This is a genomic window from Kribbella sp. NPDC005582 (assembly GCF_040605415.1).
Lineage (GTDB): Bacteria > Actinomycetota > Actinomycetes > Propionibacteriales > Kribbellaceae > Kribbella.
This window is the reverse complement of record NZ_JBEXCU010000003.1, coordinates 365,766-388,309: the sequence shown is the minus strand read 5'-3', so window position 1 is coordinate 388,309 and position 22,544 is coordinate 365,766. Positions and strand designations below refer to the sequence as shown.

Below are 22,544 nucleotides of genomic sequence, written 5' to 3'. Positions count from 1 at the left end.
GATGGTGGACGGACAAGATCCCGTCCGCTACGCAGAAGGAGCCCTCCCCATGACCGACCGTCGTCAGTTCCTCGGCCTCGCCGCCGCGAGTGCGGCCGCCGTCCAGCTCGGCGTACCGAACCTGGCGCACGGGGCGCCGGTGCCCGGTGACCCGCGGATCCGTCCGTACAAGATCAAGGTGCCGCAGGCCGCGATCACGGATCTGCGGCGGCGGATCAAGGCCACCCGCTGGCCCGACCAGGAGACCGTTGCCGACCGTACGCAGGGCGCGCAGCTGGCCAAGCTCCGGCCGCTCGTGGAGTACTGGGGGTCGCACTACGACTGGCGCAAGATCGAGCACAGGCTCAACGCGCTGCCGCAGTTCATCACCTCGATCGACGGGCTGGACATCCAGTTCGCGCACATCCGCTCCAAGCACGCGAACGCGCTGCCGATGCTGATGACCCACGGCTGGCCCGGCTCGATCATCGAGCTGCTCAAGGTGATCGACCCGCTGACCAACCCGACCGCGCACGGCGGCAAGGCCGAGGACGCGTTCCACCTCGTGCTGCCGACCCTGCCGGGGTACGGGTTCTCGGGCAAGCCCACCAAGGTCGGCTGGAACCCCGGCCACATGGCGACCGCGTTCCACGAGCTGATGCAGCGACTCGGCTACAAGGAGTACGTCTCGCAGGGCGGTGACTGGGGCGCGATCATCTCCGAGGTCCTGGCGACGCAGGAACCCGAGGGCCTGCTCGGGATCCACATCAACATGCCGGGCACGGTGCCGCCCGACGTCCTGCGCCACCTGCGCAACTTCGACGCGGCGCCGGCCTCGCTCTCGGCACGCGAGAAGGTCGCCTACGACCGGCTGCTGCACTTCTACCGCGACGGCTTCGGCTACGCCGCGATGATGAACCAGAGCCCGCAGACCATCGGCTACGCGCTCGCCGACTCGCCGGTCGCGATGGCCGCCTACTACTACGACAAGATCGCCGAGTGGACCGACAGTGACGGCGTACCGGAGAAGGTTCTCAGCTACGACGAGATCCTGGACGCGATCTCGCTCTACTGGCTGACCAACACCGGTACGTCGTCCTCCCGCTCGTACTGGGAAGGCGCGCAAGCCGGTGGCGGCCCGTTCAACGCCGTACCGATCCCCCGGGTCCCGGTCGCCGTCACCGTCTTCCCCGGCGAGATCTACCGCGCCCCGCGCAGCTGGGGCGAGCAGACCTTCGGCAACCTGATCCACTGGAACGAGGTCGACCGCGGCGGCCACTTCGCCGCCTGGGAACAGCCGAAACTCCTCACCCAGGAACTGCGCACCGCCTTCAGAGGCCTGCGCTGACAACCAGCCGGTGGGCGTCTCGGTCGGGCGGGCCCGACGCCCACCGGCTGTTCGGTCAGTACTTCACCACCACTTGTCTTCGCGGGCCTCGGCGGTGCCGTTGGTGGTGTCGAGGGCGTCCAGGGCCGCGACGGTGGCGTCGTCGAGCTCGAAGTCGAAGACCGCGAAGTTCTGCTCGATGCGCTCGCGGTGCGTCGACTTCGGGATCACCGACATACCCTTCTGCACGCCCCAGCGGATCAGGACCTGGGCCGGGGTCCGGCCGAGCTCCTCGGCGATCCGGCCGACGGTCGGGTCGGTGAGGTGGTCGCCGGTGCCCAGCGGGCTGTAGGCCTGGGTGACCAGGCCGGTCTCGTTGCCGGCCTCGAGGAGCGCGCGGCGGTAGGCGAACGGGCTGAAGTACACCTGGTTCACCGCGGCCGGGATCTCGCTCACCTTCGCCAGCTCGGCCAGCTCGGCGGCGCTGAAGTTCGAGACGCCGATGCCCTTCGTGAGGCCGGCCGCGCTCGCCTTCTCCATCCCCGGCCAGGCCCAGGTCGGGCCGCCCTGCGGCCAGTGGATCAGGTACAGGTCGAGGTAGTCGGTGCCGAGCCGCTCGAGGCTCTTTTGCGCCTCCACGAACGGGTCGTCGTGGTGCGGCAGGAACTTGGTCGTCAGGAAGATCTCCTCGCGCGGAATCCCGCTCTCCCGGATCGCCTTCCCGACGCTCTCCTCGTTCCCGTAGCCCTGCGCGGTGTCGATCAGCCGGTAGCCGGCCTCAAGCGCCGCCGCCACCGCCCCTTCGGTCTCCGCACCGTTCTCGACCTGCCACACGCCCAGACCCACCGCCGGGATCTCAGTACCGTTCACAAGCTTCAGATTCATGTTTCAACCTTACGTCTCACTGCCGCTCGAGCTTCCAGACCTGCGGCTGCAGGTTGTTGCAGTACCAGATCTGCAGATCCGCGCCGGCCGCCGTCGAGCCGCCGGCCACGTCCAGGCACAGGCCCGAGTTCTGGCCTACCACCTGGTAGTAGTTCCGGCCGACGTTCACGAACTTCCACCGCTGCCACCCGCCGTCCTGACACGCGTACTGCTGGATCTTCGCGCCGGGTTCGAACGAGTTCTTGGTGACCTCGACGCAGAGCTGACTGTTCTGGCCCTTCAGCCGGTAGTACCCATTCCCCTCCGCCGTGAACTGGAAGTTCTGCGGGCCGAGGCCGTTGCAGTACCACTGCTGGATGCGGCCGCCGTACTCACGAGAGTCGGCCGCCACGTCCATGCAGTACGTGCTCTGCGCACTGAGCAGCCGGTACGTCGCTCCGCCGGCCACGCCGGTGTCGGTACCGCTCCCAACAGCGGAGCCGGTGGCGAAGAAGGTCTGGCAGTCGCCGTTGCTGAAGTCGCTGGCCAGCTGCAGGACTCGCGTGCCGTCGGCGGAGCCGACCAGCGGTGAGCTGTAGTTCGGGCAGTAATGGTTGATCGGGTTCGGTACTTGGACCGGCGCCTCGAGTTCGTACCAGGGGCCGTTGCCACCTTCGGTGTTGGCGAGGATCGTCCGGCCGTTGTCCGCGGCAACTGAACCGTTGCCGTTGAGCAGGATCTGGCCGATCAGCAGCAGCTTGTTCCCGGCCACCGCGAGGGTCGGCGCATGCGCGAAGTACTTGCCGTCGAGGGTCTGCGGCCGGATGCCGAGGTCGCTCGGCGAGCCCCAGTTCCAGCCGTCGCTCGAGGTGCGCTTGTGGACGACGCAGTCGTACTGGCCGCCGAGGCCGCAGAGCTCGTAGACCATGACGTAGAAGCTCGGGTTCAGCTGCCGCACCACTGGCATTCCCGGCCGGTGACCGCCGGTAGTGCTCTGCACGGTCGGCACCCGGTCGGTCCAGTTCACGCCGTCACTGCTGCGGACCTCCATCAGCTTCTGGCTGTGGACTCCATCAGTCTCGTCCGCGTAGTGACAGACCAGCCGCCCGTCCGCCGCCACGGAGAACTCGGGCTCCCACAGGCCGCCGTCATTCGGAGCGGTGGCGCAGTTCGACAGGTAGCTCCAGGATCGGCCGAGGTCGTTGCTCCGCCAGATCCGGATCCCCATCGGACGGTCGTTCGCGCCGACCGAACCGGCCCACAACAGAGTGCCGGCCGGCATCGCGCCGATCTGCCGCGGCAGCTCGAACAGGGTCGCGCAGCAGAGCCCCTGATTGGTGGCGGCTTCCGGATCGGCGACCGTGCCGACCTCGGCGAAGCTCGCGCCGTCGTTGGTGCTCTCGTGGATCACACCGACGCCGTTCGCGGAGCCTCGGAACGAGACCACACTCGCGAGGATTCGGCCGTTGGCCGCACCGCTGTGCTGCAGCCGGATCGCGCGTGGATACAGGCTCGCCCCGGCCGGTTGCAGCAGCGTGCCGCTGGCGACTGAAGCGTCAGGCCGGGCCGAGGCCGGCAATGGGCCGGCGACCAGCACCAGGCCGGCGACCAGCAGCAACAGGAAACGTCTCATCGGAACCACCTAACGCGTCGGGGCGGGGACGGATCGGTTACAACGATGTATTGAGCACCATGGCAGCAATCCGCCCCGTAGACAACCCCAAGCTCGCGTCAGTCCCGCGCGGGGAAAAGCACGCGCCACACGGGCAGGTACGCCGGCTGGTTCGGCTGACCGATGAGGTAGCCGGTCAGGCCTGCTTGCTCGGCGGCGGTGATCTCCGCCGGTGTCTCGCCTTCGTAGAAGGAGCGGCACGGCGCCGCGTCGTCCTTCCCGCGCTCGAAGAGGGCGAGTGCCGGCTTCGACTCGGCCTTTGTCCGCGGAGTCAGGATGCGGTCGCCGAACAACGCCCACGGGAACGGGTCCGCCTCGGCCCACTGGCCGTCGACGTACGCCTTGGTGGCCGCGGCGCGCTCGGCGTCCGTGGCACCCCACTCCGGCGGCACGTTGGTGATCAGCCCGATCGGTACGCCGACGGCCCGCAACTGACGGAGGTGGCGTTGAGCGCCCGCCATCCAGGTCATCCGGCCGGCGACCGTGGTGTCGACCAGGGTGTTGCCCAGATCGAACCAGACGACCGAGCACCGCGCGGACCGGGATTGTGGTTCCGCGGTGGGCGTCGCCGTTGCCGTGGTGGGCAGGGCGAACAGGAGACCGGCCGCGGCGGTTGCCGCGGCCAGCCGGGTGAAGAGCTTCACTGTGCCTCCGAGCGCCCGTCCGCCTGGGGCGGTGGCGCGGTCGATTCTCGGTGGATGACGCGGTTGACGGTGTGGACCGACGGCTCCGGCGCGGGCTCACCGCGGATCTCGGCGAGCAGCCGGGCGATCGCGTTACGGCCCTGGGCCTCGCGGTCGACGGCCACCGTCGACAACGCCGGGGTCGCGAACCGGCCCATGTCCTCGTCGTCCCATCCGAACACACTAAGGTCACGCGGCACCTCCCAGCCGCGGTCCCGCGCGCCGCGGATCACCCCCATCGCGACCACATCATTGGCGGCCACCACCGCGGTCACTCCGCAACCGGCCGGCAGCGCGGCGATCGCGTCGTACCCGGACTGGCCGGACCAGTCACCGTCGATCACTCCGAACGAGTGCAGGCCGAGCCGCTCGATCGTCTCCAGATAGACGCTCTTCCGGTTGCGGGCCGAGGCGTACTCCTGGTCGCCGGCCACGTGCAGGAACGTCCGGTGTCCCAGCGAGCTGAGGTGCTCGACAATCTCGCGCACCTCGGCGGCTCCGGCCAGGTCCCCCAGCACCCGGAGTTTCTCGTCGTGGCTCTCGCTGCGGACCAGCGGTACGCCGAGCGACTTGGTGACCTTGAGATCGATCGACGACATGGCCAGGATCCCGTCGACCTGACCCGACCGGGCCAGTTCGTCGATGCGTGCGGCCCGGGCCCGCGGGCCACCCTCCACGCTCACCACCTCGACCTGATAGCCGGCCTGGTGCGCGACCTCGGAGGCAGCGGCCAGTTGCCGGCCCGGGAAGTGCGGACCCGTCGCGAGCACGATCGCGAGCCGGTTCGTCCGCCGGGTCCGCATCGAGCGCGCGACCAGGTTCGGCCGGTAGTCCAGCGCCTTCACCGCGTACTCGACCTTGAGCCTGGTCTTCGGCTTCAGGTTGTCCTTGTCCTGGAGGTACCGCGACACGGTGGTGTGCGAGACACCGGCCAGCCGGGCCACCTCGTGAATGGTCGACGGCCGTTTCCGCCCCGCATCGGTCACGCCCCGAACGTTAGCCGATCGAGCGAACTCTTGACACCCTCCACCGGCTGCGGTTAGCTACCGGCTCAGAAGTGGATCGATCACTTTTTATTTCCCTCAACCTCCATAAGGAGGATGGTGTCTCTTTTCACGCGATTGCGCCGCGACTATCCCATCCTTTTACTGGCGGTCCCGGGAATGCTGATCATCTGTGCATTCCATTATTTCCCGCTCTGGGGAAATGTGATCGCCTTTCAGGATTACCAGCCGTACCTGGGCGTCGGCAAGAGCCTCTGGTCCGGCCTGGAGAATTTCAGCACCATCGTCGACGGCGACCCGGAGTTCCTGAACGCGGTCAAGAACACGCTGGTGCTGACCGCCATCCAGACCGTCATCGTCTTCCCGGCGCCGATCGTGGTGGCGCTGGTCCTGCACAGCCTGCTGTCGAACCGGCTCCGCCAGTTCGTCCAGACCGTCATCTACCTGCCGCACTTCATGTCCTGGGTGATCGTGGTCGCGGTCTTCCAGCAGATGCTCGGCGGCACCGGCATGATCAACAACTGGCTGCGCTCGCACGGCTACGACCCGATCCACATCATCGGCAACGCCGACGCGTTCCGGGCCCTGCTCACCTCGCAGGTGATGTGGAAGGACACCGGCTGGGCCACGATCCTGTTCCTGGCCGTGCTGTCGCAGATCGACCGGTCGCTGTACGAGGCGTCCGCGGTCGACGGCGCCGGGCGCTGGAAACAGACCTGGCACATCACGCTGCCGGGCCTGAAACCGATCATCATCCTGCTGCTGATCCTCAAGCTCGGCGACTCGCTGACGGTCGGTTTCGAGCAGATCATCCTGCAGCAGCAAGCCGTCGGCACCGATGTCAGCGAAGTGCTCGACACCTACGTCTACAACAACGGCATCCTCGGCGGCGACTGGGGAACCTCGGCCGCGGTCGGTCTGGTGAAGAGCGTGGTCGCGCTGATCCTCGTGCTGGGCGCCAACAAACTCGCCCATCGCTTCGGTGAGGAAGGGGTGTACCGCGGATGAAACGCCAGCAGGTGCTCGTCGGCGGGATGCCGATGCCGGGCCGGGCCGAGCGGGTGGTCAAGGCGATCTTCCTGACCGTGATCTGCGCGGTGGTCGTGGTCCCATTCATCGGGGTCGTGTCCACCAGCCTGGCCTCGCCCGAGGAAGTGATCCGCGCCGGCGGCTTCGTCCTGTTCCCCACCCATGGGATCGACCTGTCGTCGTACCGCTCGATCCTGTCCGGCGGGACGGTCACGCAGGCGCTGCTGATCAGCGCCTTCATCACCACCGTCGGTACGACGATCGCCCTGGTGCTGACCTGCATGCTGGGCTGGGCGCTGAGCCGCCGCGGCAGTGTCGGCAACAAACCGCTGCTGCTGCTCGTGCTGATCAGCCTGCTGTTCAACCCGGGCCTGATCCCGAGCTACCTGGTGATCCAGCAGTTCGGGCTGCTGGACAGTCTGTGGGCTGTCATCCTGCCGACCTCGGTGAGCGCGTTCAACGTGATCGTCGTCCGGGCGTACTTCGTCGGGCTGCCGGCCGCGGTGCTCGACTCGGCCCGGATCGACGGCGCTTCGGAATGGAAGATGTTCTGGCACATCGGCCTGCCGCTGTCCAAGGCGGTGGTCGCGGTGGTCGGCCTGTTCTACGGCGTCGGCTACTGGAACAGCTTCTTCGGCGCCCTGCTCTACCTGAACGACCCCGGCAAGTGGCCGCTGCAACTGGTCCTGCGGACCTATGTCGTCAACGGCGTCGAGATCGGCGCCCAGGACCTCGGGGCGGCCGGTGAGGCGCTGCCGCCCCAGACCTCCATCCAGATGGCGATCCTGATGATCTCGGTCGTCCCGATCCTGTGTGTCTACCCGTTCATCCAGCGGCATTTCGCCAAGGGCGTGCTGACCGGAGCAGTGAAGGGCTGAAGATGAGTAATCACGATGCGCGGCTCAGCCGCCGTACCTTGCTCGCCGGCGCCGCGGCCATCGGCCTCGCCGGTTGTTCCAACGACGGCCGCGGCGGATCGGCCGGTGCCGGCGGCACCACGGCCGGCGTCCGTCCGGCGTACCAGCCGTACACGGGCGTCAAACCCGACCTGTCGGGTGTGGAGTACAAGATCCCGAACGCGTTCACCCGCTATCCGGCCGATCCGGTCCAGGCGATCACGACCCCGCCGGGTGACGGCAAACCGATCGACGTGCTGACCTACACCAACACGCCGATCCCGCCGAAGCTCGAGCAGAACCGGTTCTGGCAGGAACTGAACCGCCGGGTCGGGTCGCCGGTCACCGTGAACCTCACGCCGTCGGTCGACTACAACCAGAAGTTCGCCACCGTGCTGGCCGGCGACCGGCTCAGCGACATCTTCCTGGTCGGCGGCGTTCCGCAGGTACCGCAGATGCTGGAGGCGAAGGGCGTCGACCTGACCCCGCATTTGTCCGGCGACAAGATCAAGAAGTACCCGTTCCTGGCGAACATTCCGGAAGCGGCCTGGAACGTATGCATTTTCGGCGGCAAGATCATGGGCGTCCCGATTTCGCGGGGCGCGATCAGTTCGAACGCGATGTACAGCCGGGCGGACATCCTGAAAAAGCACGGACTACAGGGTGACATCAAGGATCTCGACGAGTTCTTCGAATTGTGCAAGGCACTGACCGACAAAAGGCAGAACCGCTTCGCGCTGGCAGCCTCGCCCACGGTGTTCGTCCGCAACATGTACGGCGTACCGAACAACTGGAGCGAGAACGGCAAGACCCTCGTCAGCGCCCTCGAGCACGAGGGGCAGGAAGACGCCCTCGAGGCACTGCGGAAGTTCTGGAGCTCCGGCTACATCCACCCTGACGGGTTCTCCGGGCAGAACCAGGACCTCAAGGTGCGGTTCGGGAACGGATCGAGCGCGCTGGTCGTGGACACCTTCAGCGCCTGGCCGAGCTACCTGCAGACCGCAGTCGACAAGGAGGCCGAGATCGCGATCATCGGTCCGCCGAAACACGACGGCTCGGGGGCAGCCCCGATCTGGCTGGGCGTTCCCGCCATCGGCTTCGCCGCGATCAGCAAGAAGGCCGAGGCCCGGGTCGAGACGCTGCTGGCGTACATGAACTACCTCGCGGCGCCGTTCGGCACCCAGGAGTATCTGTTCCGCAAATACGGGCTGCCGGGGCTGGACCACAAGGTCGTCGACGGCAACCCGGTGCTGACCGAGAAGGGCTTCAGCGAGGTCCAGCTCGGTCTGATGTACACCGCGGACGCTCCGTGGACGATCTTCCTGCCGGAGAAGCCGGGCAGCGCCGAGGCCGAGTTCGAGGCGATGAAGAAGCTCTGCCCGACCGCCCTGGCCGACCCGGTCGCCGGGCTCTACTCCGAGACCAACGTCCGCAAGGGCCCGCAGCTCACCACCGACATCACCCAGATCACCAACGACATCATCCAGGGTCGCAAGCCGGTGTCCGCCTGGGCCGGCGCGGTCAAGAAGTGGAAGAGTGGCGGCGGCGACAAGATCGCCGAAGAGTTCGCCCAGGCGCTGCACTCCTCACGCTGACAGATCACTTTCGAGAGGAACTCCCTTGAGCACCAACACCGTCAGGTTCGCGGCCGTCGGTCTTGATCACGCCCATATCCACGGCCAGATCGCCGGCCTGATCGCTGCCGGCGCCGAGTTCGTCGCGATGGCGACCGACGACCCGGCCGCGGCGATCGCCGTGCAGGTTCGAGAGCGGTACCCCGAGGTTCCGGTCGCCGACGACCCGGCCGAGCTGATCGGCCGCGACGACATCGATCTGATCGTGACGGCCGCCGTACCGGACCGGCGCGGGCCGATCGCGGTCGCCGCGCTGCGGTCGGGCAAGGACGTCGTCGCCGACAAGCCCGGCTGCGTGAGCTTCGCGCAGCTGGAGGAGATCGAGAAGGCGGTCGCCGAGAGCGGCCGGTTCTGGTCGGTGACGTTCTCGGAGCGCTTCGAGGTGCGCTCGGCGATCAAGGCCGGTGAGCTGGTCCGCGCCGGCAAGATCGGCACCGTCGTGCAGACCATCGGGCTCGGGCCGCACCGGATCGGCGACCGCGGTCACCTCGGCGGCGGCGCGGGCCGGCCGGACTGGTTCTACGACAACACCCGGTACGGCGGCATCCTGGTCGACATCGCGTCGCACCAGATCGACCAGTTCCTCTGGTACACGGGATCACGCACCGCGGAGGTCGTGGCCAGCACGGTCGGGAACTTCGCGAACCCCGGCAAGCCCGGGCTGCAGGACTTCGGCGACCTGCTGATCCGCAGTGACAACGCGCAGGGCTACATCCGCGTCGACTGGTACACGCCGGACGGGCTGCCGACCTGGGGCGACGGCCGGCTGATGATCCTCGGCACCGAGGGCTACATCGAGCTGCGCAAGTACGTCGACATCGCCGGCCGGCCGGGCACCGACCACCTGTTCCTGGTCAACAACGACGGGATGGAGTACATCGACTGCTCCGACGTGCAGCTGACCTACTACGCCGACCTGCTGAACGACGTACGGGATCGGACCAGTACGGCGGCGCCCCAGGAGCACACGATCGAGACCATGCGGCTGGCGCTCACCGCACAACAGCAGGCGGTCGTCCGTGGAGCCGCCCAGTGACGGATCTCAAGGTCGCGATCGTTGGCTGCGGCAACATCAGCCGCAGCCACGCCCGCTCGTACGCCGCTGCTCCGGCCGAGCTGGTCGGAGTGGCGGACATCGTGCCGGCCAAGGCGGAGGAGCTCGCCGGGCAGTACGGCAGCACGCCGTACGCGAGCGTCACGGAGTTGCTGAAGGCAACGGATCCTGACCTGGTCTCGGTCACCACTCCCCCAGGCAGTCATGCCGAGATCGCCATCGAGGTCCTGGCCGCCGGCAAGTCCGTGCTGCTGGAGAAGCCGCCGGTCCTCAACCTGGCCGAGATGGATGCAGTGGCTGCAGCCGAGGCTGCCAGCGCCGGCTCCGTGTACGTCGTCTTCCAGCATCGGCACGGCTCGGGTGGCCGGCGGGCCGCATCGCTGCTGGCGGACGGCACGCTGGGCAAGCCGCAGGTCGCCGTCTGCGAGACGTTGTGGTACCGGCCGGTCAGCTACTTCGATCCGGAGTGGCGCGGCACGTGGGTCGGCGAGGGCGGTGGCCCGACACTCGGCCACGGCATCCACCAGATCGACCTTCTGCTGCACCTCCTCGGTCCTTGGCGAACACTGACCGCGACCGCCCTTCGGCTCGACCGGCCGGTTCAGTTCGAGGACGTGTCGATGGCTTCGGTGATCTTCGAGAGCGGCGCGGTCGCGACCGTGATCAACAGCCTGCTGTCACCCCACGAGCTGAGTCGCATCCGGATCGACACCACCGGTGGTTCGCTCGAGGTCAACCACCTCTACGGCTACTCCGACAACGACTGGCGCTTCACTCCCGTCCCCGATGCTGCGCGGGCCGCGACGCTGGGGATCGATCCCGGCACCCGTCGTACCGATTCAGTCGTCGTGGACACCGACCCGTGGGCGGCCTCCGCGGGCGACGACATACCAAGCAATCACGCGGCGCAAATCACCCGCCTGGTCGACGACCTGCTGGCCGGCCGCGCCCACGAAACTACGCTGGCCAGCACGCGCCCCACGATGGAGTTCGTCACGGCTCTCTACGCGTCGGCGCTCACCAGCAGCCCCATCCACCGCGCCGACCTGACCCCCACCCATCCCTTCTACCAAGCCCTGCACGGCAACGTCCCGCAGTCCGATATCGACCAGGCGATGTCGAACCGGTAACGGCTCACCGGTACGACGAGCACCGGCGTGACCGCAGTCAGTACGTTGTGAATCATGTCCCGCCCCGGTCAGCCTGAGCGCTCTGCCACGTATGCGGAGGTCTTCGCGGTCGCGGAGTTCCGGTGGTCGTGGCTCGCGCTGGTCGGGTCGGTGATCGGCGACCAGCTGGCCCGGGTCGCTCTCGCGATCCTCGTCTTCGACCGCACCGGGTCGGCGGGGCTGTCCGCGTTGACGTATGCGCTGACGATGTTGCCGGACGTCGTCAGCGGGCCGCTGCTCGGCGGCCTGGCGGACCGGTTCCCGCGGCGGCGGATCATGGTCGCCTGCGACGCCGCCCGCGCGGGACTGGTGGCCTTGATGGCGATCCCCGACACGCCGCTGTGGGTCCTGTGCGTGCTGCTGGTCGCGGTGCAATTGCTCGCCGCCCCCTTCCAGTCCGCCCGTACGGCGTTCCTGGCGACGCTGATGACCGGCGACACGTATCGGGCCGCGGTGGGGTTGTCGACGGTCACCGTCCAAGCCGCGCAGCTGGCCGGATTCGTGGCCGGTGGCACCATCGTGGCGCTCCTCGGCTCGAGCCAGGCCCTCGCATTGAACGCGTTGTCCTTTGCGGTCTCGGCCGTATTACTCCGCTTCGGCATCCAAGAACGCCCCGTCCCGCTGGATCCCGCCGCCCGCCCGAGCTGGTGGGGCTCGCTGGTCGCCGGCGCGCGGCTCGTCTGGCACAACCGCCGCCTGCGCTACCTCCTGGCGCTCATCTGCGTCCCCGGCTTCTACATCACCGTCGAAGGCCTGGCCACGCCGTACGCCGCCTCGATCGGCGGCGGCGCGATCGCCGCCGGCATCCTGTTCGCCGCCAACCCGGCCGGCCAGGTCGTCGGCATCCTGCTGGCATCACGCATCGCCCCGGCCCGCCGGATGGCGATGATGGGACCGCTCGCGATCGGAACCTGCGCGGTCCTGATCGGCTGCGTGTTCCAGCCCGGGTTGTGGGTGACGGTCGCGTTGTGGACGGCGTCCGGCCTGTGCGCATCGTTCATGCCGCTCGCCCAAGCGACGTTCGTCCAGGCGATTCCTGATGCGCAGCGGGGCCAAGTGATCGGCCTGGCCCGCACTGCGCTGGTGGTTGCTCAGGGGATGGGGATCCTGGTCGCCGGAGCGGCCGCGGATCATGGGAAACCGGCCATGGTCGTGGCCGTAGCAGGTGTCCTAGGCGTCCTCTACGCCGCCGGCGCCGCCCGGGGGTACCGGCGTGCGGGAGTCTGAGGATCAGGTCCAGTCGTTGGAGCGCATGGTGACGCACCTCCTCCCGGGGAGCGCCATCACTACCTGACAACGCAGTGACATTGGGTGATACCGCGTTTACTCTGACAGTGAGGACCAGTGGGGCTGGGGGAAACGTTAATGACGAGTATCCGCCATTTGAGCCTGCGGCGCAGGCACCGTCGTGACACTGACGTGCCCGTGTCCAAGTGGTTACCTGCGCACTGGGCGCTGTGGTCTGCGCCCAGGGTCGTCCTGGGCTACGTCCTGGTCGTGGACGCGCTGGCACTCACGGTGATCGGCGCCTCCTTCATCGGCTTGGACGTCCACTCGCACGACTGGATCCGCTTCGGCGCTCTGGTGATGGGGTCAGTGCTGCACGTCGAGGCCGGCCGAGAGATCGAACGGCTGCGCGTGGTCGTCTCCGAGGGGACGACGTACGTGAACCTGAAGTCGATGTGGATGTTCGCCGCCGTCCTGATCCTGCCACCGCCACTGGCCGTCGCGGTGATCGCGGTCAGCTACATCCACTCGTGGGCCCGGCTGCGCCGGAGTCCACCGCACCGCGGCTTCTTCTCCGCGTCCACGGTCATCCTCGGCTCGGCGGTCGCGACGATGTGCTTGCGGACCGTCAATCCGGACAACCACCCCGCCTTCGCCGGCGGGTTCATCGGTCTGGTCGCCGTGACTGCTGCCGCACTTGCCTACTGGCTGATCAACTTCGCCCTCGTGGTCGGCGCGGTTCTGTTGTCCAACCCGGATGCCAATGCCAGCAAGGCTTTGGGGCAGCTGTCGGATCAGCTCATCGTGGCTGGTGCAATCGGCCTCGGCGTCAGCACTGCCGCGCTGTTGATGTACCAGCCCTGGCTCAGCGTCGCCCTGCTGATCACCGTTCTGGGGCTGCACCGAGCGTTGCTCGTCGGGCAGTTCCAGTTCGCGGCGCGCACCGATCCGAGCACCGGCCTGGCGAACACCATGTTCTGGCACGAGATCGCCGCCAAGGAGCTCGAGCGCGCACAGAACACGCATAGCCAGCTCGGCGTTCTCTACCTGGACCTCGATCACTTCAAAGCCGTCAATGACACGTACGGCCACCTGGCCGGCGACCAGGTGCTGAAGGCGATCGCAGCCGAGCTGAAGCACGAGGTCCGCACCGACGACCTGGTCGGCAGACTCGGCGGTGAGGAGTTCGCGATTTTGCTGCCGAGCACGAGCGCCGACGACACACTCCGCACGGCCGAGCGCATCCGGCGCCGAGTCGCCAGTCTCGCCATCCCTGTCAACACGCCGAGCGGAGACACTGTCGTCGACGGGCTCAGCTGCTCGATCGGCGCGGCGACGTACCCGGCGGCCGGCCAGGACCTCGACGTGCTGCTGATGGCGGCGGACACCGCGACCTACGCAGCCAAGGAGTCCGGCCGGAACCGCGTTGTCACAGCTCCCAGTCGGACTCCTGGGCAATTGAGCTGAAGTAGACCGCCTGCTCGTCCGGATGTGGTGGATCGAAGTCGGCGAGGTGCTGAGCGAGGACCTCGTCCGTGACGTCCTGCCGGTGTCTGCTGGCACGATTCGCCGCGTGGCGGGCGCGGACGACGGCGGGGTCGGTGTCCACGTAGAGGAGTGTGAAGCGGGCGTCGGCTTCTGCGGCCAGCTTGCGCCAGGCGTCGCGGAGGAAGCGCGGGGAGCTGGTGTCGTCGACGATCACCGAGGTGCCGGCGGCCAGGAGCTCGCGGGCTTCGGCGTGCGCTTCGTCGTTGGTCTTGATCCACTCCGAGACCGGGATGCCGTCGCCGCCCCACAGACCACGGCGCGCGTTGATCTCGTCCAGGCTGACAACCTTCGCCGCGATGCGCGTAGCCAGCTCTCGGCCGACGGTGCTCTTGCCGGAGAACGACGTCCCGCAGAGCAGGACGAGTCTGGGAGGCATATCAGTCCTTCAAGAGAGCTTTGGCGAGCATCGCGACGACGCGGTCGGGGTCGTCGGTCAGGCTGCGGAGGATATCGTCGGCGAGGGGCGCGGGAAGCTCGGCCAGGGCCTGGGTGAGGCGGATCCGGGCCGGCGAATCGGAGACGGCCAGCGCGTCGGTGAGCGCGGTGAGCACGCTGGTGTCTTCGGCGAGAGTGCCGAGGATTTCGGCGGCCTCCACGTCGTTGACCCCTTCGACGATCAGACCGACCAGCGCCGGAATCGCCGCGACGACACCTCGGTTGCCCAAGGCAAGGGCTGCGTGCTTGCGCACGGTCGGGTCGTCGTCGGCCAGCACACCCTCCAGTACGGCGGTCGCCTCCGCACCAGGCAGTTCGACGATCGCCTGCACCGCACGCCGCCGTACGGCGGCATCGTCCGACCGCAGACCGGACGCGAGACTCGCCACACCGCCCTCGGCGCGGGCGAGCGCCCAGCGCAGAGCGCCGGCGACGTTCGGGTCGGATTCGGTCAGGATCGCCTTGGCGAGGACTTCGGTCGGGACGGGGTCCGGAGTGAGGGCGGCCTGCTGGCGACGGGCGGGGTTCGGCGAGTCGATGTTGTGCAGGAGCTCGATGATGCGGAGGACGTCTTCCCAGCCGGACGGCGCCGAGGCGTCGACGGTACGGAGCCGGTCGAGGAGTTCCTGCTCGCGGCGCAGGCGGTCCTCGGTTCGCTGGATCAGGTCGCTGACGAGAGCGGCCGGGGCGAAGGCCGGATCCTCCAGCGCCTGACCGATCTCGCGGAGCGAGAGGCCGAGCGAGCGCAGGCTCTCGACGTGGAAGATCCGGCTGATGTCGTCGGCGGAGTACTCGCGATAGTTGCCGACGGTTCGGCCGGTAGGGCGCACCAGCCCGAGGGAGTCGTAGTGCCGGAGCATCCGGCTACTCACCCCCGAGCGGCGCGCCACCTCACCGATCAGCACGCGAGCCGCGCCTCTACCTGAGCCGCTTTTTCGGGGCCGAGGGCATCGATCCGCTTCGCCGCGTCGACGTCCGCCGCGAACGCCGCATCCGGATCCCGCAGCAGCAACTCCGTCGCCCGGGCGTGGGCACGCACCCGCGGGTCCGGGTTCGTCAACGCCTGCTGCAGATGCGGCTCGATGAGGTTGTCCAGGGCAACCAGCGCCCGGCTGAGACTCAGCTGCACCGTCCGGTCCCCTCGTCCGAGCTGCGTGACCAGTACGGCGGCCAGCGCCTCCCGTTCGTCGACAGGCGCTAGTGCCACCGCTGCGCGCCACGCCGTACGGGCTACTTCGTCGTCCGGGTCGCGCAGCAACTCCGGCGTGATCGCGGCCCACGTGCTCGGGACTCCAAGCTTCGACAGCGTGTGCAGCGCCTGACTGCGCGCCTGCACACGCTCCGACTGCAACTCCGCCAAAACCTTCGGCACCGTCACCTCGGCCGGCTGGCGCAGCAACGCCCAGGTCAGCATGTCGCGCACGAAGAAGTCCGGCTCGACCGCGCACCGCTCCAGCAACGCCTCCACCAGCCCCGGCTCCGACCCGACCGTCATCGCCGTCCGAAGCCGCGCCGACGCGTCCCCGGCACCCAGTACCGCCACCAACCTGTCCACCGCACTCACGGTGATCACCTCCTGCGCCCCAGTGAAGACCTTGTCACAGTGTCAAGGTCAACCCCGGGGCGCCGTACCCGTTACGGGTAGTTGACCCATTGGGCCTTGTTGGTTTGGGAGTTGGAGGGGCCGCCGGTGTTGTTGATGATGTGGGCGATGGTGCCCTTGCCGCCGAGGGAGACGGTGACCATGTTGTGGAACTTCACGGCCGGTTTGTTCGGTACTTCGAAGGCGCGTTCGGCGACGATGGACGCGTCGGAGGTGAAGACGCAGTAGCTGCCGAGGCCCCAGGCTTCGTGGGTGTTCACGGAGTCGGCGACCTTGTAGGCGGCGTAGCCGCGGGTGGAGCCGTTCATCCAGGCGGCCTGGTTGGGCGGGTCGTAGGGCAGTTCGTTCTGGTAGAAGTACGTTCGGCCGCGTTCGCCGTTCCAGATCGTCTGGTACTTCTGGTAGTGCTCGACGAACAGCCCGTACGCCGTGACGTCGTCGCCGTTCACGACGAGACCGGTGTCGGCGGTGTTGGTGCCCCAGCCGACACCGATCGCGTGGTCGCCGCGCCAGAGCCAGGTGTGGTCGAGGATCACGTCGTCACTGTTGATCCGCAGCGATTCGGTCGCCTTGCCGACCGCGGAGCCGCCGATGCGGAAGTAGACGTCGTGGATCGAGGTCGGGTTCGCGCTGTGGTCGGCCGAGGAGTTGGTCGGGCCGAGCTCCATCAGGAGCGGCGAGTTGGTCGGGGCGGCGTCGATCAGCAGGCCGGCGAGTTTCACGCCGTCCACGTCCGCGACCGACACGGCCGACGTACCGTTGGTGGGCATGATCGTGGCCAGGCCGAGGCCCAGTACGACGGTGTTCGCGCGGGTGACCCGCAGGGTGTCGCTCAGCTTGTAGACGCCGGGCGTGAACAGGAGGTCCTTGCCGGCGGCAAGCTCCGCGTTGAGCGTGGCCGCGGTGACACCCGGCTTGGCGATGTAGAACTGGCTGATCGGTAGCGACTGACCGGCCGGCGCGCCGTTCGCCCAGCCCGGACCGGCCGAATTCGACTTCACCGCCGGGACGAACACCTGGTAGGCGCCCGCGTCGTCGACGTACAGGTAGGGCTTCTCCCGGACGATCGGGGTCTGCGCGACCTTCGTGTACGGCGGCTCCGGGAAGCTGCCCGCGGGCGCGTTCTCGGCGCCGACGAAGACCATGTTCCAGTTCTGACCGGTCCAGCTGCCCCAGCGCGTGTTGCGCGACAGCCACTGCTGCTGGCTGCCGGACCGCACCTGACCGTCGACGATCGTGTCGGCCATGAAGCCGCCGCTCGCCCAGCCGCCGTCGTCCAGGGCGAGGTTGCCCTTCAGGTGCATCCGCCGGTACGCCGACGCCTGGCTGACCGCCCAGCGGTCGAGGCCGCCCGGCGGGGTGACCGTGAGGCCTTCCGCGCCGCGCCAGAAGTTCTGCGTCGCGTTCTGCGGTGGGAACCAGTCCGCCTCGACATGGACGGCGCCGTTGATGTTCACGGTGCCCGGCGTGAGACCGAGCCCCGCGACCTGGGTGAAGAACCCGACGTTCGCGCTGACGTTGTAGGTGCCCGGCTTGAACAGCAGCGCGTACCGCTGCTCGCCGTACTGGTTCTGCTCCTGCTGCTGGAAGACCTGGTCGAGTCGCGACTGGATCTGGCTGGCCGGCATCGACGGGTCGAAGACGGAGACGTTCGGGCCGAGGTCCGGCGTACCGGGCGGGTTCGGCGGAGTGTCCACAGAGGTGATCCTGAACGATTGAGCGGCGCTCCCGTTGCAGGTGTACTGCTGCAACTGGACGCTGTCCGCGGTGGAGGCCGACGGTACGTCGAGGCACTTGCCGCCGTTCCGGTTCACCAGGTGGTAGGCGCCGTCCGCCTCCTCGACCGGAAGCCACTGCTGATTGTTGCCGCCGCCGTACGCCCAGAGGTGGACGAGCGCTCCGTCGGCCGTCGAGACGTTCGAGACGTCGACCACCTGCGCGGGATTCGTCCGGACGTTGATCCGGACGTAGCCGCCGCTGGTCGGCTCGAACTGCCATTGCTGGGCGAAGCTGGCGTTGCAGGTGTACTGCTGGACCACCGTGCCGTTCGCCGTACCGGCGGCACGGGTGTCGAGGCATTTGGCACTGTGTTTGGCGGTGACTGTGTTCCAGCCGGTCGGCGAGATGGCGGCGCTCGCGGCGGGTGGGTCGACCAGCGTCAACCCACTGGCGACGACGCCGGCCAGCGTCGCAGCGATCACGACGGTACGTCCGGGCATGAGATCTCCTCGGTTGGGGCGGCAGAGGTCCGCCCAGGAAAGCGGATTCCCGCACTTAATTCAAGACCTGACCGAAGTTCCGCAACCATAGACCCGACCAGATGAGAGTCTTGACCCATGACGAATGAGAGCGCTCCCACCGTGCAGATCAGGCCCTACCGGCCGGCAGATCGCGAGGCCGTCCACGACATCTGCATCCGGACCGCCGACGCCGGCGAGGACGCCACAGCCTCGTACGACGACCCGAACGTGCTTCCGGAACTCTTCGCGCACCCGTACACCCACCTGGACCCGAACCTCGCCTTCGTCGCCGACGACAACGGCCGCGTCGTCGGCTACGTCCTCGGAACCTCCGACACCGCCCGGTTCGCCCGGCGCTTCAGAACCGAATGGCTCCCCCTGGTCGGCGATCGGTACCCCGCACCGCCCGGTCCGCCGAACACTCCGGACGAGGTGATGGCGCACTTGCTGCACACTCCGGAGCGGATGGTTCAGCCGGCCCTGGCGGCGTATCCGGCCCATCTGCACATCGACCTGCTCCCGGACCACCAAGGGGCCGGCCACGGCCGCGCCCTGATCGACACCTTCCTCCAGGCGCTCGACGGCGTTCCCCTGCACGTCGGCATGGTCACCGCGAACCACCGGGCCCGCGGGTTCTACGACCGCCTCGGCTTCCACGAGATCCCGCACCCCGACCCCGGCCCGCTCACCTATCTCGGCCGCAATTAGCCTGCAATTCATTCCATTGACACGTTCCGCCGGCCGTCCGCAAACTCCCAGGCATGACGGCAAAGAACGGACTGAATTCGTTCCGTAAAAGGAATGATATTCGCATCGGACTGGTCGGCGCGGGCAGTGTGGCCGCCGTGTACGTCGAGGCGGCGGCAAGCCTGCCCGGAATCGCGATCAGGGCCGTCTGCGACGTGCGAACCGACGCCGCCGAGGCGTTGGCGCAGCAAGCGAATGCCCAGTCCTACAACGACTATCAGACCATGTTCGCGGTCGGCGAGTTGGATGCGGTCGTTATCACCTCACCGCATGCGCTGCACCTGCCGATGGCCGCCGACGCCGCAGCCGCTGGACTGCACGTATTGATGGAAAAGCCCATGGCAACCACCGTGGCCGACTGCCGGAAAATGATTCAAGTCTGCGAAGACGCCGGCGTACGACTCGCCATCGGTAATCTTCAGCGATTTGTTCCCACGGTGGCCGAGGCGGCCGCAACAATTCGGTCGGGACGGCTCGGCCGGCCGCTGCTGATCACCGAGCGGCGCGCGGTCCGCTACGACCCCGAGTCCCGGCCGGCCTGGTTCTTCGATCCTGAGCTCGCGGGCGGCGGGATCATGATGAACATCGGCGGCCACAGCGTCGACAAGGCCCAGGTGCTCACCGGGCAGCAGGTGGTCGCCGTGAACGCCCGGACCTGGCAGCGGCCCGGCCTGGCCGTCGAGACCGAGGCCTCCGGCGTGATGGAGCTGTCCGGCGGTGTTCAGCTCACCTTCTCGATCACCAGCACCGGTCTGCCACCCCAGGACGAGACCGAGGTGATCTGCGAGCGCGGCGCCCTGCGGCTCTCGCACACCGACGGTCTGTGGCTGTTCCAGGGTGACGAGCCCATCCTGCTACGCGGACGCACCGGCCACGACGAGATCGTCACCGCCTTCCGCGACCAGCTCCTCGATTTCACCGGGTCCGCTCCCCCGCGTGTCTCCGGCGACTACGGCCTGTCGGTCGTGGCCGCCGTCCAGGCGACTTATCACTCGGCCGCCGAACTCACCCTGCAGCGAACGGAGTACCGATGAACCTCAACCGGATGACGCGGGCGGCGCTGGCCGCCGGGCTCGCCCTGGCCACCCTGGCGGCGTGTAACAGCAACGGCGCCAAGTCGACGGACGACAACGGCGTGGTCACCATCAAGTGGCAGGGCTACAGCCAGGAGCGGCTCGAGTTCTACAAAGAGGCCGCCGCCGAGTTCCGCAAGGAGTTCCCGAACATCAACGTCGTCCCCGAGGAGCTCGCGGAGGCCGACTACAAGCAGGCACTGCCGTTGAGCTTCCGAAGTAAGAACTCCCCCGACATCTACACCTATACCTGGCCTGCTGCCGGTGAGTACTTCGAGCTGTCCGATGTGATCAGCAACAAGTGGGCCGTCCCGCTCGACGATTCGGTGCTCCCGGCCGACTTCCGGTCTCGCTTCCGCGACACCTCGAACCTGATGGAACCGATCTACAGCCAAGGCGGCAAGATCTACACCACCCCACGGCCGCCCGCCACCGGCACCATCGGCTTCGGCTACATGTACTTCAACAAGGACGTGATCGCGAAGGCCGGCCTGACCGGCAAGCTGCCCGCGACCTGGGCCGAGTTCACCGCCGCCTGCCAGGCGATCAAGGAGAAGGCGGGCGCGAGCTGCCTGGCGCAGTCCACGCAGGGGCCGGACGAGATCGAGCGGCTGCTCACGACGTTCGTCGGCGTGAACAAGAAGGGCTACACGCCGAGCAAGGTCTCGCTGCAGACGGGCAAGTACACCGAGACCTCCGATCCGCAGTTCGTCGAGGCGTTGCAGTTCATCCGGTCCTTGTACGAGCAGCAGTACGTCTTCCCGGGCCAGTACGACAAGATCGCTGCGCGCCAGGCCGTCGCCGGCGGCAAGGCCGCGTTCTACTTCGACGGCGGCTGGATGTCGTCGGTCTTCCCGCAGACCTTCAAGTTCAAGAACTTCGGCGTCGCGCTGCCGCCGGCCAAATCGACGCCCGCACCTGGCGGGTACGCCGGCCGGATCGCCCAGGGGCCGCCGTTGCCCGAGCTCTTCATCAGCTCGCAGAGCAAGCACCCGAAGGAAGCGACGCAGTTCCTGGAGTGGATGACCCGGCCCAACGGGTGGTTCGCGGAGCACTTCACCGCCAAGGGCTTCGACCTGCCGCCCTGGGTCGACCCGGCCGACGCGGCCAAGTGGCTGCCGAAGGAGAACCTGGCCCGCGAGCTGCTGCCGCTCGATCCGAAGGTGCACGTCCTCGCTCCGGTACCGGCGCTCAAGTGCCCGGACCTCGCCAAGTCCGAGGCGATGAGCAAGGTCGACCGGATCCAGGAGAACCTCGTCTACAGCACGGTGAACAAGTACCTGCAGAGCGGCGGTGACTGGCTCGCGCTGGCCAAGGGCATCGAAGACAAGCAGAACAAGGTCTTCGAGGCCCAGCTCGCCAAGGAGGCGGCTTCCGGACTGAAGGTCTCGACCGACTGCTACGCCGAGCCTGACTGGGACGGCCTGACTCCGTTCACGTTCGCCCGATGACCCGCCGTACGGATGTCGGCTGGATCTACCTCGTGCTGATCCCGTTCATCGTGCTGTTCCTGGCCTTCACGGTCTGGCCGCTGGTCCGGACCGTGCAGTTCAGCCTGCACGACTTCGACGGGATCGGCACCCTCGGTGACTCGCCGAACGTCGGCCTCGACAACTACAAGACGGTCCTCACCGATCCGCTGTTCGGCAAGGCCTACGCCAACACGTGGGCGTTCACGATCGGGCAGACCCTGATCAAGCTGCCGCTGTCGTTCCTGATCGCGCTGCTCCTGACTCGTCCGTGGCTGCGCTGGCCGGCGTTCTTCCGCACGGTGTTCTTCCTGCCCTGGCTGATGCCGGCGTCGATCGTGGCAATGATCTTCGGCTATCTGCTCAGCCCCGCCGACGGCGCGGTCAACCAGCTGCTCACCGCTCTGCACCTCGTCGACGAACCGGTGGACTTCCTCCGGTCCGGACCGATCGCGTTCGGCACGATCGCGGTCATCTCGACCTGGCAGATCATGGGGCAGTACGTGATCTTCTGGATGGCAGCGCTCCAACTGGTTCCGCAGAACCTGATCGAGGCAGCCGAGGTCGACGGAGCCGGCGCCCTGCAGCGCCTGTGGCACATCGTCCTGCCGCTGGTCCGGCCGATGGGCGTCATCATCGCGTCCCTCGGCCTGATCTGGTCGCTCGGCATCTTCGACTGGGTTCAGATCCTGACGTCGGGCGGACCAGGCACCGACACCTATGTCATCAACTACTACGTCTATGAAATGGCCTTCGCCCAAGCCCGCCCACAGTTCGGTACGTCGAGTGCGGCGGCCTTCGTCTTCGGCATCACCGTGCTGATCGTGTACGCGCTCGTCGGCAAGCTGGTCGGCCGGGCTCAGCTCAAACGCAAGGAATACGGGGTCTAGT

At 67.7% G+C, this 22,544-nt stretch carries 20 protein-coding genes; 12 read left to right on the top strand and 8 right to left on the bottom strand.

Going from position 1 to position 22,544, the window contains the following annotated elements:
* The first annotated feature begins 49 nt into the window (after window positions 1-49).
* Window positions 50-1,327, top strand: coding sequence for an epoxide hydrolase (locus tag ABZS29_RS19650; protein ID WP_355463679.1), 1,278 nt, complete (start codon window positions 50-52; stop codon window positions 1,325-1,327).
* A 63-nt stretch (window positions 1,328-1,390) separates the two neighbouring features.
* Here ABZS29_RS19650 and ABZS29_RS19645 read toward each other — a convergent pair whose 3' ends face one another.
* The 4 genes from ABZS29_RS19645 to ABZS29_RS19630 form a co-directional block, all read right to left on the bottom strand.
* Window positions 1,391-2,191, bottom strand: a complete 801-nt coding sequence (locus tag ABZS29_RS19645; protein WP_355463678.1) for an aldo/keto reductase — start codon at window positions 2,189-2,191, stop codon at window positions 1,391-1,393.
* A gap of 16 nt (window positions 2,192-2,207) precedes the next feature.
* Entirely contained in the window at window positions 2,208-3,803 is a 1,596-nt protein-coding gene (locus ABZS29_RS19640; RefSeq protein ID WP_355463677.1) for an RICIN domain-containing protein, read from the bottom strand.
* A gap of 98 nt (window positions 3,804-3,901) precedes the next feature.
* Window positions 3,902-4,486 (bottom strand): HAD family hydrolase, encoded by a 585-nt coding sequence (locus tag ABZS29_RS19635; RefSeq protein ID WP_355463676.1) that lies wholly within the window; start codon window positions 4,484-4,486, stop codon window positions 3,902-3,904.
* Window positions 4,483-5,511, bottom strand: coding sequence for a LacI family DNA-binding transcriptional regulator (locus ABZS29_RS19630; protein ID WP_355463675.1), 1,029 nt, complete (start codon window positions 5,509-5,511; stop codon window positions 4,483-4,485). Before ABZS29_RS19630 ends, ABZS29_RS19635 begins: the two co-directional genes overlap by 4 nt.
* 177 nt (window positions 5,512-5,688) lie before the next feature.
* Here ABZS29_RS19630 and ABZS29_RS19625 point away from each other — a divergent pair, with 177 nt between their 5' ends.
* The 7 genes from ABZS29_RS19625 (at window position 5,689) to ABZS29_RS19595 (ending at window position 14,005) form a co-directional block, all read left to right on the top strand.
* Window positions 5,689-6,537, top strand: a complete 849-nt coding sequence (locus tag ABZS29_RS19625; RefSeq protein ID WP_355463674.1) for an ABC transporter permease subunit — start codon at window positions 5,689-5,691, stop codon at window positions 6,535-6,537.
* The gene (locus tag ABZS29_RS19620; RefSeq protein ID WP_355463673.1) at window positions 6,534-7,436 is read left to right on the top strand and encodes a carbohydrate ABC transporter permease; all 903 of its coding nucleotides are present in this window, start codon (window positions 6,534-6,536) and stop codon (window positions 7,434-7,436) included. Before ABZS29_RS19625 ends, ABZS29_RS19620 begins: the two co-directional genes overlap by 4 nt.
* Window positions 7,437-7,438: 2 nt before the next feature.
* A complete protein-coding gene (locus tag ABZS29_RS19615; protein ID WP_355463672.1) occupies window positions 7,439-9,049 on the top strand; it encodes an extracellular solute-binding protein in 1,611 nt (536 codons plus the stop codon).
* A gap of 25 nt (window positions 9,050-9,074) precedes the next feature.
* On the top strand, window positions 9,075-10,124 hold the full coding sequence (locus ABZS29_RS19610) for a Gfo/Idh/MocA family oxidoreductase (protein WP_355463671.1): 1,050 nt from the start codon (window positions 9,075-9,077) through the stop codon (window positions 10,122-10,124).
* Window positions 10,121-11,272, top strand: a complete 1,152-nt coding sequence (locus ABZS29_RS19605; protein WP_355463670.1) for a Gfo/Idh/MocA family oxidoreductase — start codon at window positions 10,121-10,123, stop codon at window positions 11,270-11,272. The genes ABZS29_RS19610 and ABZS29_RS19605 overlap by 4 nt, the downstream gene beginning before the upstream one ends.
* Window positions 11,273-11,326: 54 nt before the next feature.
* The gene (locus ABZS29_RS19600) at window positions 11,327-12,538 is read left to right on the top strand and encodes an MFS transporter (RefSeq protein ID WP_355463669.1); all 1,212 of its coding nucleotides are present in this window, start codon (window positions 11,327-11,329) and stop codon (window positions 12,536-12,538) included.
* 198 nt (window positions 12,539-12,736) lie between these two features.
* Window positions 12,737-14,005, top strand: coding sequence for a GGDEF domain-containing protein (locus ABZS29_RS19595; RefSeq protein ID WP_355463668.1), 1,269 nt, complete (start codon window positions 12,737-12,739; stop codon window positions 14,003-14,005).
* On the opposite strand, the gene ABZS29_RS19590 is transcribed toward ABZS29_RS19595, so the two are convergent.
* The 4 genes from ABZS29_RS19590 to ABZS29_RS19575 form a co-directional block, all read right to left on the bottom strand.
* Window positions 13,968-14,462: an ATP-binding protein gene (locus ABZS29_RS19590; protein ID WP_355463667.1), complete on the bottom strand. Its 495-nt coding sequence runs from the start codon at window positions 14,460-14,462 to the stop codon at window positions 13,968-13,970. The two genes, ABZS29_RS19595 and ABZS29_RS19590, sit on opposite strands and share 38 nt — an antisense overlap.
* Before the next feature lies 1 nt (window position 14,463).
* Window positions 14,464-15,426, bottom strand: coding sequence for a HEAT repeat domain-containing protein (locus tag ABZS29_RS19585; RefSeq protein WP_355463666.1), 963 nt, complete (start codon window positions 15,424-15,426; stop codon window positions 14,464-14,466).
* Entirely contained in the window at window positions 15,420-16,076 is a 657-nt protein-coding gene (locus tag ABZS29_RS19580; protein WP_355463665.1) for a HEAT repeat domain-containing protein, read from the bottom strand. Before ABZS29_RS19580 ends, ABZS29_RS19585 begins: the two co-directional genes overlap by 7 nt.
* Window positions 16,077-16,156: 80 nt before the next feature.
* Window positions 16,157-18,343, bottom strand: a complete 2,187-nt coding sequence (locus tag ABZS29_RS19575; RefSeq protein WP_355463664.1) for an RICIN domain-containing protein — start codon at window positions 18,341-18,343, stop codon at window positions 16,157-16,159.
* 117 nt (window positions 18,344-18,460) lie between these two features.
* Here ABZS29_RS19575 and ABZS29_RS19570 point away from each other — a divergent pair, with 117 nt between their 5' ends.
* Genes ABZS29_RS19570 through ABZS29_RS19555 form a run of 4 tightly spaced genes read left to right on the top strand, consistent with a single transcriptional unit; the run spans window position 18,461 to window position 22,543 of the window.
* Complete coding sequence (locus ABZS29_RS19570; protein WP_355463663.1) at window positions 18,461-19,072, top strand: GNAT family N-acetyltransferase; 612 nt, start codon at window positions 18,461-18,463, stop codon at window positions 19,070-19,072.
* A 53-nt stretch (window positions 19,073-19,125) separates the two neighbouring features.
* A complete protein-coding gene (locus tag ABZS29_RS19565) occupies window positions 19,126-20,145 on the top strand; it encodes a Gfo/Idh/MocA family oxidoreductase (RefSeq protein WP_355463662.1) in 1,020 nt (339 codons plus the stop codon).
* Window positions 20,142-21,635, top strand: a complete 1,494-nt coding sequence (locus tag ABZS29_RS19560) for an extracellular solute-binding protein (RefSeq protein WP_355463661.1) — start codon at window positions 20,142-20,144, stop codon at window positions 21,633-21,635. The genes ABZS29_RS19565 and ABZS29_RS19560 overlap by 4 nt, the downstream gene beginning before the upstream one ends.
* Window positions 21,632-22,543 carry a sugar ABC transporter permease gene (locus ABZS29_RS19555; RefSeq protein ID WP_355463660.1) on the top strand — a complete coding sequence of 304 codons (912 nt, stop codon included), beginning with the start codon at window positions 21,632-21,634 and terminating at the stop codon, window positions 22,541-22,543. Before ABZS29_RS19560 ends, ABZS29_RS19555 begins: the two co-directional genes overlap by 4 nt.
* Window position 22,544: the final 1 nt, after the last annotated feature.